The sequence below is a fragment of the Streptomyces sp. NBC_01551 genome (assembly GCF_026339935.1).
Classification (GTDB): domain Bacteria; phylum Actinomycetota; class Actinomycetes; order Streptomycetales; family Streptomycetaceae; genus Streptomyces.
On record NZ_JAPEPX010000001.1, the window covers coordinates 542232 to 555096 of the forward strand.

The 12865-nt window shown below is 73.7% G+C and carries 14 protein-coding genes; 9 read left to right on the forward strand and 5 right to left on the reverse strand.

Annotated features, from left to right (window positions below; translation table 11 throughout):
- Window positions 1–12: 12 nt before the first annotated feature.
- Together OG982_RS02280 and OG982_RS02285 are read left to right on the forward strand one after the other, a co-directional pair.
- On the forward strand, window positions 13–717 hold the full coding sequence (locus OG982_RS02280; RefSeq protein ID WP_266947791.1) for a PadR family transcriptional regulator: 705 nt from the start codon (window positions 13–15) through the stop codon (window positions 715–717).
- Between the two features lie 191 nt (window positions 718–908).
- Window positions 909–1601, forward strand: a complete 693-nt coding sequence (locus OG982_RS02285) for a glycerophosphodiester phosphodiesterase family protein (protein WP_266790213.1) — start codon at window positions 909–911, stop codon at window positions 1599–1601.
- A 53-nt stretch (window positions 1602–1654) separates the two neighbouring features.
- On the opposite strand, the gene OG982_RS02290 is transcribed toward OG982_RS02285, so the two are convergent.
- Entirely contained in the window at window positions 1655–2206 is a 552-nt protein-coding gene (locus tag OG982_RS02290) for a GNAT family N-acetyltransferase (RefSeq protein ID WP_266947792.1), read from the reverse strand.
- 168 nt (window positions 2207–2374) lie between these two features.
- On the opposite strand from OG982_RS02290, the gene OG982_RS02295 reads away from it, so the two are divergent.
- The 5 genes from OG982_RS02295 to OG982_RS02315 all read left to right on the forward strand — a co-directional run bounded on the left by OG982_RS02295 (window position 2375) and on the right by OG982_RS02315 (window position 5756).
- Complete coding sequence (locus OG982_RS02295) at window positions 2375–2986, forward strand: DUF5134 domain-containing protein (RefSeq protein WP_266790209.1); 612 nt, start codon at window positions 2375–2377, stop codon at window positions 2984–2986.
- A gap of 89 nt (window positions 2987–3075) precedes the next feature.
- A complete protein-coding gene (locus tag OG982_RS02300; RefSeq protein WP_266790207.1) occupies window positions 3076–4017 on the forward strand; it encodes a M56 family metallopeptidase in 942 nt (313 codons plus the stop codon).
- A gap of 28 nt (window positions 4018–4045) precedes the next feature.
- Window positions 4046–4732 (forward strand): phosphatase PAP2 family protein, encoded by a 687-nt coding sequence (locus OG982_RS02305; RefSeq protein ID WP_266790205.1) that lies wholly within the window; start codon window positions 4046–4048, stop codon window positions 4730–4732.
- A 4-nt stretch (window positions 4733–4736) separates the two neighbouring features.
- Complete coding sequence (locus OG982_RS02310; protein ID WP_266790203.1) at window positions 4737–4988, forward strand: hypothetical protein; 252 nt, start codon at window positions 4737–4739, stop codon at window positions 4986–4988.
- Between the two features lie 135 nt (window positions 4989–5123).
- Window positions 5124–5756 carry a TetR/AcrR family transcriptional regulator gene (locus OG982_RS02315; RefSeq protein WP_266947794.1) on the forward strand — a complete coding sequence of 211 codons (633 nt, stop codon included), beginning with the start codon at window positions 5124–5126 and terminating at the stop codon, window positions 5754–5756.
- A gap of 19 nt (window positions 5757–5775) precedes the next feature.
- On the opposite strand, the gene OG982_RS02320 is transcribed toward OG982_RS02315, so the two are convergent.
- Window positions 5776–7275 (reverse strand): LVIVD repeat-containing protein, encoded by a 1500-nt coding sequence (locus OG982_RS02320; RefSeq protein ID WP_266790200.1) that lies wholly within the window; start codon window positions 7273–7275, stop codon window positions 5776–5778.
- 77 nt (window positions 7276–7352) lie between these two features.
- Between OG982_RS02320 and OG982_RS02325 the strand changes: the two genes are divergently transcribed.
- Both OG982_RS02325 and OG982_RS02330 read left to right on the forward strand, forming a co-directional pair.
- The gene (locus tag OG982_RS02325) at window positions 7353–8012 is read left to right on the forward strand and encodes a DUF305 domain-containing protein (RefSeq protein ID WP_266790198.1); all 660 of its coding nucleotides are present in this window, start codon (window positions 7353–7355) and stop codon (window positions 8010–8012) included.
- Between the two features lie 52 nt (window positions 8013–8064).
- On the forward strand, window positions 8065–9420 hold the full coding sequence (locus OG982_RS02330) for an FAD-dependent oxidoreductase (protein WP_266947795.1): 1356 nt from the start codon (window positions 8065–8067) through the stop codon (window positions 9418–9420).
- Window positions 9421–9545: 125 nt separating this feature from the next.
- On the opposite strand, the gene OG982_RS02335 is transcribed toward OG982_RS02330, so the two are convergent.
- The 3 genes from OG982_RS02335 to OG982_RS02345 form a co-directional block, all read right to left on the reverse strand.
- Window positions 9546–9893 (reverse strand): helix-turn-helix transcriptional regulator, encoded by a 348-nt coding sequence (locus OG982_RS02335; RefSeq protein ID WP_266790194.1) that lies wholly within the window; start codon window positions 9891–9893, stop codon window positions 9546–9548.
- 112 nt (window positions 9894–10005) lie between these two features.
- Window positions 10006–11133, reverse strand: coding sequence for an NADH:flavin oxidoreductase/NADH oxidase (locus OG982_RS02340; RefSeq protein ID WP_266947796.1), 1128 nt, complete (start codon window positions 11131–11133; stop codon window positions 10006–10008).
- Between the two features lie 128 nt (window positions 11134–11261).
- Window positions 11262–12620: a wax ester/triacylglycerol synthase family O-acyltransferase gene (locus tag OG982_RS02345; protein WP_266947798.1), complete on the reverse strand. Its 1359-nt coding sequence runs from the start codon at window positions 12618–12620 to the stop codon at window positions 11262–11264.
- Window positions 12621–12865: the final 245 nt, after the last annotated feature.

Below are 12865 nucleotides of genomic sequence, written 5' to 3' on the forward strand. Positions count from 1 at the left end.
TCGATTAGGAATATGACTAGTAGTCAGAAGCCGAAGAAGCAAGACCTGCCACCGACCGCGTGGGCGGTGCTCGGCCTGCTGTCCTTCCCGGGGGAACGCACCGGGTACGAGCTGAAGAAGTGGGCGGACTCCTCGCTGCGCTTCTTCTACTGGTCCCCGGCCATCAGCCAGATCTACGCCGAACTGCGCCGCCTGGAGGAGCTCGGCTACGCGCGATCCGCGCGCTCGGGACCGCAGGAGGCGCGGGCCAAGCGCCGCTACGCCATCACCGACGCCGGGCGCGAGGCCCTGGCCGGCTGGGCCTCGGACACGGCGGAGGCGGGGCCGCCGGTGCTCAAGCACGGGCTGCTGCTGCGGATCTGGCTCGGGCATCTGGCCGAGCCGGAGCGGCTGCGCGCGATGGTGGGCGAGCACATGGAGCGCACGCGGGGCGAACTGGCCGCCGTACGCGAGGCCATGGAGCACGCGGCGGACGTGCCGGACTGGGCCTTCCCCGCGCTCGCGCTGCGCTGGAGCGAGCGGCAGCAGCTGGCCGAACTGGCACTGTCGGAAGCCCTGTTGGCCGACCTCGACGACGTGTCCGACGCCACCGGCCCGGCGGACCCGGAGCCCCCGGCCACCAGCCCCGGCGACGCGGCGGACACCGACTCGGACACCGGCCCGGACGCCGCCGCACCGCCGCGTCAAGCCGCCGGGGACGCGCCCACCCCCGGGTGACGCGGCGGACCCGACGGCCCCGCGTCCGGCCGCGCGCAACCCTGGCGGGAAAGGGCCACCGGCCCCTTCCGGGTCGCTGCACGGGCGGTCTCATCGCGCTCGCGGCGCACTAGCATGCGACCTCACCGCGCGCGGCCGGTCGGGACACCGCGACCGCGCGGGGAGCCGCCGTCGACGGAAGCGAGAGAACCTTGACTTTCCTCACCATCGGTCACCGCGGGGTCATGGGTGTCGAACCGGAGAACACCCTCCGGTCGTTCGTCCGCGCGGAACGCTCCGGCATGGACGTCATCGCGCTGGAGGTACAGCTCAGCAAGGACGGCGACCTCGTCGTCCTGCACGACGCCGAGGTGGACCGGACCACCGACGGCGTGGGCGCCGTCGCCGATCTGACCCTGGCCGAGCTGCGCGAACTGGACGCCGGGCTCGGCGAGCGCGTGCCGGTCCTCGAAGAGGCCCTGGACGCCGTCCGGACCCCGCTCCAGGTGACGGTGGGGGACCAGCCCGCCGCCGCCGCGCTCGCGCGGCTGCTGCTGCGCCGCGACCTGACCGCCCGGGTGGAGGTGGCCTCGTTCCACGAGGCGGTGCTCTCCGAGACGGCCCGGCTGGTGCCGGGCGTACGGACCGCCCTGTACGCGGAGCAGACCGGCGCCGACGCCGCGGAGATCGTGGACAGGGCCCGGGCCGCGCGGGCCCGGGCGGTCTCCCTGGACATCCGGCGGCTCACCCTGGAGACCGTCGGGGCGGCGCACGCGGCCGGGCTGCGGGTGACCGGCTGGACGGTGAACACCCTGGAGCAGCTGCGCGTGGCGCGGGCGCTCGAACTGGACGGCGTGACCACCGACTTCCCGGAGATCCGCAGCACCGGCCGTTTCATGGCCTAGGGCCTGTCGTCAAAGTGGCGCCTGGCCCTGGCCGGCGCCGACCACCCCGACCGCTACAGCGACTTGACCAGCAGCTCGAAGGCCAGGTCGTCGCGGAGCGGGATGCCGAAGCGCTCGTCGCCGTAGGGGAAGGGGCTCAGCTCGCCGGTGCGCCGGTAGCCGCGGCGCACGTAGTAGGCGATGAGGTCCTCGCGGACGTTGACCACCGTCATCCGCATCTCCTCGGCGCCCCACGTCTCGCGGGCGCGCCGCTCGGCCTCGGCCAGGATCTCCTTGCCGAGGCCGCCGCCCTGGAGCCCCGGGCGGACGGCGAACATGCCGAAGTAGACGTGGTCCCCGCGGTGTTCGAGCTGGCAGCAGGCGACGAGCTCGCCCGCGCGCTCGACGGCGAGCAGCACGCCGTCCGGGGCGGCCATGACCTGGCGGACGCCGTCCTCGTCGGTGCGCCGGCCGTCCAGGTAGTCCGCCTCCGTGGTCCAGCCGCCGCGGCTGGCCTCGCCGCGGTACGCGGACTCGACGAGCTTCACCAGCTCGGGCACGTCCGCCTCGACGGCGCTGCGGAAACTCAGGGCAGCGGGGTCGTCGGTGGGTCCAGGGCGCGACATCGGGGCTCCGTTCTACGCGGTGACATACGCGCTGCGTATGAGGGGCATATGACATGCCCGGTACGGCAAGGAGAGCCTAACCCGGCGCGGCGTGCGGGCCGCCGTACAGGGGCATCTCTTCCGGTGAACGCCGACGAACCGGGAGGTTCCGCCGTGCACGGTTCCGCGATGTCCCTGCCCGCCGCCGTCTCCTCCTGGCTGCTCGTGCTGGTGTGCGCGGTCAGCGGGGCGTACTGCCTCGGGCGGGTGCGCAGATCGGGCGGCGCGGCCCCCTGGGAGGCGGGCCCCGAGGCGCTGATGGGTTTCGGCATGGCGGTGATGGCGGTGCCGCTCGGGACCGGCGAGGGCTGGCGGGCGCCGGTGTTCGGGGTGGTGTTCGGGGTGGTGTTCTGCGCGGCCGCCCTGCACGCGGGGTGGCTGCTGCGGGGCGGGATCCACCACGCGCACCACCTGGTGGGCTCGCTGGCCATGGTCTACATGGCGCTCGTGCCGGCCGCGGGGCACGGGTCGGGCGGACACGGGCCGGGCGGGCACGGGGCCGGGCTGCCGCTGGTCACCGGCACCCTGCTCCTCTACTACGCGGGGTACGTGGTGCTGGGCGGGGCCCGGCTGGTCACGGCGGGCGGTGCGGCGACGGCCCCGCACCCGGACACCCCGCATCCGGGCACCCCGCATCCGGACACCCCGCGCCCGGGCACCCCGGACGCCCCCGCCGAGATGATCCGGGCCTGCCGACTGGCCATGGGCACGGGGATGTTGGCGATGCTGTCGGCCATGTGACGGCGCACGACCGGGCGGCGGACGTGGGCTGCGTCACCAAACCCCGCAAGCGATACCGTGCGCGGGCACCCGCTCATAGGCTGGCGGACATGATGGTCTCCGCCGCTCTCCTGATGCTCGGCGCACTGACCGCGGTGCTCGCCCCCCGCCTGCTCGCCCGGGCCGAGTGGCCCGAACGTGAACCCGTCGTCGCGCTGTGGGCCTGGCAGTGCGTGGTGGGCGCGGTGCTCCTGTGCTTCGCGCTGTCGATGCTGCTCAGCGCCGCGGCGGCTTGGGTCGCGGTGCGGGGTCCGCTGTTCGCCGCCGCCCCGCACGGGGTGGTGCACGCGTACGGGCTGGGTCCGCGGGAGGGCGGTCCGTGGGCCGCCGCCACGGCGCTCGCGCTGGCCGGTGGCGGGCTGTGGACCGGGGCGATGCTGACCCGCGAGGTACTGCGGGCGCGGGCCCGCAAGCGCGCCCAGGGGGCCGAACTCCGTTTCCGGGCCCCGCTGCTGCCCGGGGAGGATCCGCAGGGTGCGCGGCTCGTCGTACTGGAGGGGCCGAAGCCCGACGCGTGGTGGCAGCCGGGCGCGACACCGCAGCTGGTGGTCACGACGGCGGCGCTGGACCGGCTCAAGGGCAGCCAGCTGGACGCCGTGCTGGCGCACGAGCAGGGGCACGTGGCGGCGCGGCACGACTGGCTGCTGCACTGCTCGCGGGCGCTGGCCGGCGGGTTCCCGCAGGTGCCGGTGTTCGCGGCGTTCGAGGCGGAGATGCACCGGCTGGTCGAGCTGGCCGCCGACGACGTGGCCTCGCGGCGGTACGGGCGGCTGACCATCGCTCTGGCGCTGGTCGGGCTCAACGAGGACCGGGGCGTGTTCGGGGCCTCGCCGGCGCCGCAGGCGCACGTACCGCAGCGGGTGCGCCGGCTGCTGTCGGCCGAGCCCCGGCTGCCGGCGGGCCGGCGGCTGCGGCTGACGGCGCTGGCCACGCTGGTCCCGGCGGTACCGCTGGTGGTGGCCTTCGTGCCCGGTCTGACTGCCCTGGCCTAGAGAGCGCGGGCCGTGCGAGGATCGCGGTATGCGCAGCGATCACGTCCGGTGGACCGGGGCCGGCTGCGCGCTGCTCGCGGCCGTCCTGACCGTCTTGGTCGTGACCGGCTGGGAGCCCGTCGTTTCCTACGACGAACAACTCGCGCGGGATCTGCACGCGAGCGCCGTCTCCCACCCCGGGGTCACCGATCTGACGCGGGTCCTGACCGACTGGGTCTGGGATCCCTGGACCATGCGAGCCCTCGCCGCCCTGGCCTGCTTCTGGTCGTGGCAGCGGGGGCGGGGCCGGGCGGCGCTGCGCGTCGCGGTGGCCGTCCTCGTGGCCTCGGGGGTGCAACAGGGGCTGAAGGCGCTGGTGGACCGGGAGCGCCCGGTGTGGTCGGACCCGCTGGATTCGGCGCAGTACGCCGCCTACCCCTCCGGCCACGCGATGACGGCGACGGTGGTGTGCGGGCTGCTGCTGTGGCTGCTCCCCCGCTCCGCGCCCGGGACGGCCGGGAACCTGCTTGCGCGGACGGCCTGGGCGGTGGCGGCGGTGACGGTGCTGGGGGTCGGCTTCACCCGGCTGTACCTCGGCGTCCACTGGTTCTCGGACGTGGTCGCGGGCTGGCTCCTGGGCGTGGCGCTGGTCGCCCTCGCGATCTGCCTCCCGGATCCCGGCCGGCGGGTACGCCCCGCGAGCGGATGCGTCCCCGAGCCCGCGGACAGACGCTGAAGGCATGCGCCACACGCCGATAGCCGTACACCGGATCTCCGCCTCGGGCGGCCGCCAGGTCACGTTTCGCCAGGTCGGGCGGGATGTCGTCCTCGGCGTGGCGCACAGCGACGCGGACGTGATCGAGTTCCTGCGCCGGGCGGAGGTGCCGGATCCGGACGAGATCGTGCTGGGTGAGGACTCCGAGTTGATCTCGTGGGAGGGCGACGAGCCGCACGTCTACGAGCCGGCCCCGCCCGATCTCGACGTCCCCTGAGCCGCGCGGCTCGGCCGCGACCGGGCCCTCGGACTCCGGCCGGTGAACCTGCTGTGGGCGATCCCCCGCGTCGCCCACAGCAGGCGACCTCGCGCTGAGTATATTGGCTGGGAGCCAGTCAACGCAGGAGTAAGCATGTCCCCGCGCAGCGCATCGGTCAATGAAGAATTGCGCAGACGCTCAAGGGAGCGGCTGCTCCACGCCACGGTCGAACTCGTGGCCGAACGCGGGTACGAGGCGACCACTCTCGGGGACATCGCCGACCGCGCGGGCGCGGCCCGCGGGCTCGTTTCGTACTACTTTCCGGGCAAGCGGCACCTGCTGCAGTCCGCCGTGCACCGGCTGATGCACCTCACCCTCGAAGCGGCGCTGGAGCGGGAGCCGCGCACCGACGACGGCCGCGAGCGGCTCGCCCGCGCCATCGACGCGATCCTCGGCCTGGCACACGACCAGCCGCGGCTGATGCGGACCCACATGGCGGGCATCCTCCAGGCCGAGGGCTTCGTCCGGTGCACGGAGCAGCAGCGCCTCGCGGAGCTGCTGCGCGACACGGTGGTGCGGTACGGATCGCGGGACCCGGACACCGACTACCCGCTGCTGCGCGCGCTGCTGATGGGGGCGGTGGTGGCGGTGCTGCTGCCGGGGGCCCCGATGCCGATGGCCCGGCTGCGCGCCGAGTTGTTCCAGCGCTACGGGCTGGACTGGGAGATGGGTGTCCCGCCGGACGGCGGACCGCCCGGCGGAACGTTTCCCTCAGCGCGTCAGTGACGCGTGGGGGCGGACGCGCTCATCGGTAGTCGCGGTAGTCGGGCTGGCTCTGCACGTTGAGCCGGTCCATCCACACCCACTCGGCGTCCTCGGTGCGCCAGTCGTCGAGCCGCAGGACGTCGAGGCCCTTGGCGATGTCGTTCGAGTAGATGTGCCCGTTGTAGTAGTACGCCGACCAGGAGCCGCCGAGGCCGAGCGCGTCGGTGGTCAGCGGGCCGCGCTCGAAGTAGCCGATCTCCTTCGGCTTGTCGGAGTCGGTGAAGTCCCAGACCGAGACGCCGCCCTGGTACCAGGCCTGGACCATGATGTCGCGGCCGCCGCCGACCGGGATCAGCGAGCCGTTGTGGGCCACGCAGTTCTCGGTGTCGGCCTGGTGGCGCGGGATCTTGAAGTAGCTGCGGAAGGCGAGCTTGCGCTGGTCGCCGCGGCCGGTGATGTCGTAGATCCCGTCGGCGCCCCGGTTGGGGCCGGTGGCCTCGTTGCAGGTGGCGCCGCCACCGCCGCCGAGTTCGTCGGTGAACACCACCTTGTTCGCCCGCTCGTTGAAGGTCGCCGAGTGCCAGAACGCGAAGTTCACGTTGTCCTGCACGCGGTCGATGACCCTCGGCTGCTCGGGCTTGCTGATGTCGAAGAGGATGCCGTCACCCATGCAGGCGCCGGCGGCCAGGTTCTTGGACGGCAGCACCGTGATGTCGTGGCAGCCGGTGGTCTTGGAGACGCCCGGGTTGACGGGACCGCCCGGGTTGCCGCCGTCGGGGAAGAGCACCGGGAAGCCGACGACCGAGGCCTGCGTCGGGGCCTTCTTCGGGACCTTGATCACCGAGATGCCGTCGTGCGGCGGCTTGCAGTCGGGGAAGGCCTCGCTCGGGGAGTACGAGGAGACGTAGAGGTAGATGTCGCGGCTGCCCGGCACCAGGGTGTGGGTGTGGGAGCCGCAGGCGGTCTCGACGGACTTGATGTACTTGGGGTTCTTCTTGTCCTTGATGTCGAAGATCTTGATGCCCTCCCACGAGGACTTCTCCGTCGCGGGCTGCGAGACGCTGTTGCAGGAGTCGTCGCTGCGGGAGGAGTCGGTGGAGAGGAAGAGCAGGTCACCGGAGACGGAGATGTCGTTCTGTCCGCCCGGGCAGAGCACCCGGCTCACCGTCTTGGGCGCCTTCGGGTTGCCGATGTCGTAGATCGTGAAGCCGTCGTAGTTGCCCGCGTAGGCGTACCGGCCCTGGAAGGCCAGGTCGGAGTTGATCACGTCGGGGTTGGCGCTGGGGATGTTGGCCAGGGGCTTGATGTTCCGGCTGTGGACGATCTCGTCCTGGCCGGGGATCTCGCCGGGGCTGATGTCGCGGCCCTGGGCGATGCCGGAGCCGAGGCCCTGCCGCGAGCCCGCCCCGGGCGTTAAGTCGCCCGGATCGGGGGTGGCGGACGCGGGTCCCGCCGCCAGGAGCGTGGTGAGGAGTCCGGCCGCCGCGACGGCCACCCCCAGACTCCTGGTCCGCACTCTGGTGGTGTGCAACGAGGTCACTGTGCCCTCCCATGGGAGTCCGATCGGTTCCGTTCTCGGTGGAACGGAACCAGGACCCCGGCAGTATCTTCCTTTCCATGGACATGGCAAAAGGGTTACTTCGCGGATCAGCCGGAGCGGCCGTGGCCGCCGCGGCCCTGCTCGCGCTCGCCGGATGCCAGGACGGCGGCGGCGAGACCGGGGCGAACGGGGCGAAAGGCGGCCAGAACTCGGTGATCGCGCCCGGCAAACCGGGTGAGCGGGCCCGCACCCTCTCCCCCGAACAAGCCGCCAGGGAACGTCCGGACGACACCCCCAACGCGGCCGACCACGCCTACGTGACGGGGATGATCGAGCACCACCGGCAGGCCCTCACCATGAGCGCGCTCGCACCGGACCGGGCGTCGGCGGACGGGGTCAAGGGGCTCGCGGAGCGGATCGCGGCCGCACAGAAGCCCGAGATCGGGGCGATGGAGAAATGGCTGACGCGCCACCCCGCGCCGAGCGGGACCGGTGGGCACCAGCACGGTGCGATGCCGGGCATGGCCACCGACGCGCAGCTGAGGGAACTCGCCGACGCCAAGGGGGCCGATTTCGACCGGCTCTTCCTGAAGCTGATGACCGCCCACCACGAGGGCGCCCTGAAGATGGCGGGCGAGGCGCTGGCCGGCGGGAACAACGTGGCGGTCGAGGAGATGGCCACCGAGGTGGTGGCCACCCAGAGCGCCGAGATCCACCGTATGCGCGCGATGGGCTGACGACCCCGGGAGCCGGTGGCATGCTGGGAGCACCTGCGGGAGGAGCTCCGCCGTGCTTCGTATCGCCGTCGTCGGTTCGGGCCCCAGCGGGGTCTACGCCGCGCAGACCCTGACCCAGCAGCGCGAGGTGCCGGGGGTGCGGGTCGACGTACTGGACCGGCTGCCGGCGCCGTACGGGCTGGTGCGGTACGGGGTGGCCCCCGACCACGAGAAGATCAAGTCGCTCCAGGGCAGCCTGCGCACGGTTTTGGAGGACGAGCGGATCCGCTTCCTCGGCAACGTCGAGGTCGGCGGGGAACTGCTGCCCACCGCGCGACTCCTGGAGCTGTACCACGCGGTGGTGTACTGCGTCGGGGCGGCGCGGGACCGGATGCTCGGGATCCCCGGCGAGGAACTGGCCGGGGTCCACTCCGCGACGGCGTTCGTGTCCTGGTACAGCGGCCACCCGGACACCGACCCCGGCGCCTTCGACCTGACCGGGGTGCGCTCGGCGGTCGTGATCGGGGCCGGGAACGTCGCGGTGGACGTGACACGGATGCTGGCGCGGGGCGTACCCGAACTCGCGCCGACCGACATGCCGCAGGCGGCTCTGGGCGTGCTCGGCGCCAGCGCGGTGCGCGAGGTCCACATGGTGGCGCGCCGGGGCCCCTCGCAGGGCAAGTTCACCACCAAGGAGCTGCGCGAGCTGGGCACCCTGCCGGGCGTCGACGTCCGGGTCGACCCGGCGGAGCTGGCCGTGGACCCGGCGTACGCGGACCAGGGCGCGGCCCTGCCCGCCGTGAACCGGCGCAACGTGGAGGCCCTGCGGGGCTGGGCCACCAGCCCCCCGGCCGGCGGCGACCGGAGCATCTCCCTGCGGTTCTTCCTGCGCCCGGTGGAGGTGCTGGGCGGTCCCGGCACCGGCGTGAGCGGTGTGCGCTTCGAGCGGACGGCCCCCGACGCCCGGGGCGGGGTGACGGGCACGGGCGAGTACGAGGACGTCCCGGCCGAGCTGGTCCTGCGCTCCGTGGGCTACCAGGGCGTCCCCCTCCCCGGACTGCCGTTCGACCCGGCGACCGCGACGGTGCCGCACGCGGCCGGCCGGGTCATGCGCGAGGGCCGCGCCTCGGTCGGCGAATACGTGGCGGGCTGGATCAAACGCGGCCCGACCGGCGTGATCGGCACCAACCGCCCCTGCGCGAAGGAGACGGCGTCCTCGCTGCTCCAGGACGCGGGCGTACTGGCCCGCCGCGAACTCCCGGACGACCCGCTGCCCGCCCTGCGCGCGGCGGGCCTCCACCCGGTGGAATGGCCGGGCTGGCTGGCCATCGAATCCGCCGAATCCGCCCTGGGCCACTCCCTGGGCCGTCGCTCCGTGAAGATCGCGGACTGGCCGGGCCTCCTGGCAGCCGCCGCCGGCCGGCCCTGACCTCCCCCCGCCACCAAGGTCTCGACCCTACGGCCGACATCCGACCCGAGCCCCGGCCGGCTCTCTTCTCGCTGGTCACGCTCGCACCTCGGCCCACCACGGACGGCCGGCCGAGGGCCCGGCGATCACCCGCCCAGCCGGGCCGCCTCCGCCGCGGCCGCCGTCAGGACGCTGTCCAGCAGCCCCGGGAACAACACCTCCAGGTCCGCCCGGCGCAGGGTGTTCATCTTGGCCGTCCCCCGGTACGTCTGCCGTACGACCCCGCTCTCGCGCAGCACGCGGAAGTGGTGCGTGGTGGTCGACTTCGTCACCGGGAGCACGAAGTACGAGCAGGCCAGCTCCGCCTCCGACGCCGCCAAGTCCCGCACGATGGACAGCCGGATCGGGTCGGAGAGCGCGTGCAGCACGCCCTCCAGCCGGATCTCGGCGGTCTCGGGGTGGGGAAGAGCGCGGCCCGTGTCACGTTCCGTCATGTCCCCTGCTCCACTCCTTCGGTGCGCCGGACCGCGCCGGCCCCGCCCTGACCTCCCATCGTACGAGAGCCGTCGTAGCAGCGGGGGCGGGGCGGACGGCTCCTGGCCGGATCTACCAGGCCCGGTGGTACGCGATCGGCCGGCGGACCTCACCGCCGAGCTCGGCGGCCGCGCGCCGGGCCCAGTAGGGGTCGCGGAGCAGCTCCCGGCCCAGCAGGACCGCGTCCGCCTCACCGTTGGCCAGGATCTTCTCGGCCTGCTCCGGGTCGGTGATCAGCCCGACGGCCGCCACCGGCAGGCGGGTCTCCGCCTTGACGCGGGCCGCGAACGGCACCTGGTAGCCGGGGCCGACGGGGATCTTCGCGCCCGGGGCGAGCCCGCCCGTGGAGGTGTCGAGCAGGTCCACGCCGTGCTCCAGGAGCAGCTCCGCCAGCCGGACCGTTTCGTCGGCGGTCCAGCCTGCCTCGTCCAGCCAGTCGGTGGCGGAGATCCGGAAGAACAGCGGGAGCTCCTGCGGCCACGCCGCCCGCACGGCGTCGACGACTTCGAGGGCGAAGCGGGTGCGGTTCTCGAAGGAACCGCCGTACTCGTCGGTGCGCCGGTTGCTGTGCGGGGAGAGGAACTCCCCGATGAGGTAGCCGTGGGCGCCGTGGATCTCGACGACCTGGTAGCCGGCGTCGAGTGCCCGGCGCGCGGCGGCCGCGAACTGCCCGGTGATCTCGTGGATCTCATCGACCGTCAGCTCGTGCGGGACGGGGTGGCCCTCGGCGAACGGGAGCGGGCTCGGCGCGCTCGGCAGCCAGCCGTGCGCCTCGGGCCCGACCGGGCCGCCGCCCTTCCAGGTCCGGTCGGTGGAGGCCTTGCGGCCGGCGTGACCGAGCTGGATGCCCGAAACGGCGCCCTGCGCCTTGACGAAGGAGGTGATCCGGCGCAGCGCCTCGACCTGGGTGTCGTTCCAGATGCCGAGGTCGTAGGGGGAGATCCGGCCCTCCGGGGAGACGGCGGTGGCCTCCTGGATGATCAGCCCGGTGCCTCCGACGGCGCGGGCGGCGTAGTGCGCGAAGTGCCACTCGTGGGCGACGCCCGCGTCGGGCCCGAAGGCCTCGGCGCTGTACTGGCACATCGGGGCCATCCAGATCCGGTTCGGGATGGTCACCGACCGCACGGTGTACGGGGCGAACAGGGCGGCGAAGCCGGCCGGGTCGGCGGGGGTGGCGGGGGTGGCGGGGGCAGCACTCATCAGGGATCTCCAGATGTCACCGGGCGCGCGCCGCGGATCGGCGGCTCAGTACGAGAGTCACCGTACTACGAATCTCCTCGTACTACGAGCCTTCTCGTACTACGCCGTTTCCCGTACTACCGGACCTCCTACGACACTTCCCGCACGAACGCGTCCAGCTCGGCCCGCAGCGCCGCCGTCAGCGCGGCCAGGTCCGGCACGGCGGCCGCGTCGGCGACCAGCCCGTAGTGGACGATCCCCTTGTACGTCGAGACGGCGACAGCCAGGGACTGCCCCCGGGCCAGCGGGGCGAGCGGGTAGACCTCGCGCACCGTGCTGCCGCCGAGGGTGAAGGTCAGGCCGGGCAGCGGAACGCTGGTGACGAGGATGTCGTAGAGCAGCCGGGCGGCCTGCGCCACGAGCGGGCCGCCGAGGCGGTGTCCGAGCGGGTGGACGTGGTCGGCCAGCAGCGCGACGGCCCCGGCGCCGCGCGCGGGCCCCGCCTCCTTGTTGCGGTCCATGCCGGTCCGTACGGCGTACAGCCGCCGCAGCGGGTCGGCCTCGGCGATCGGGAGCCTGAGCAGGTAGCCGGAGAGCCGGTTCCCGGCGCCGGCGCCGGGTCTGCGGCGGGAGACGGGCACCAGGGCGCGAGGGCCCGCGCCCCGGGGAGCGGGGTCGCCGCGTTCGGCCAGCCAGCGCCGCAGGGCGCCCGCGACCAGGGCGATCAGCACGTCGTTGACGGTGCCGCCCGCCATCTTCCGGATGAGGTTGACCTCGTCGAGGTCGAGGGCCAGTCCCGCGACGGTACGGGTTCCCGCGCCGGCTCCCGCCTCGGCGGCGACGAGCGCATCCGGGACCCCGAGGGGCAGCCCGGCGCGGGCGACGGCGGCGCCGATCTCCAGCGCCTGCCCGAGGTCCTGGACGCGGGAGGCCAGCATCCCGGACAGCCGGCGCAGCGCGGACCCGGGCGGACCCGGCACCGGGCGCGCTGGGCCCCGTCCGGCGGGGCCCGCCGCGGCGGCCGGCGTCCGGTCGAAGAGGCCGGCGGCGAGGGCGAGGGCGCCCAACCCGTCGGCGAGGGCGTGGTGGAACTTGAACAGCACCGCGAAGGAGTCCGCACCGGGCCCGGCCAGCACGTGCGCCTCCCAGGGCGGCCGGGTCCGGTCGAGCGGGCGCGCCATCAGCGGCCCGGCGGCGGCACGCGGGTCGGCGGCGCCCTCACCGCCGGCTCCGCCTCCACCCCCGCCGACGAGGAAGACGTGCCGGGCCGGATCGAAGTCCGGATCGGGCGCCCAGGCGGCCGCGCCGACCGGGATCAGCACGTCGTGGATCCGGCGGCGCAGCCCCGGCAGGCCGGCGCACCGCTCGGTGAGCAGGGCGGCCGCGCGGGCGGCCGCGTCCGGACCGGAAGCCGTCAGGACGGCGAGGGCGCCGAGGTGCATGGGGTGCGCGGCGGATTCGATCCGCCAGAAGGCGAGGTCGAGCGGGGACAGGTGCTCGGGGGCCACGTAGTGCCTCTCGCGTGCGGCGACAGAGGCTGGAAGTCAATCCTTTTCGGCCTCCTACGATCAAGTAACCGACAAGTAGATGATCTGTTCGGTCGCCCGCCGATCGCCGACGATCAGCTGGTCAGGGCCGCGCGCCCAGGCCCGCCGCCGCCTCGGGGCTCCGGCGGGGCGACCTCCGGGCGGTTGTCGGTGGCGCGGTGCAGACTGGCGGAAAGCTGCTGTGAAGCACCGTGAAGGACAACGAC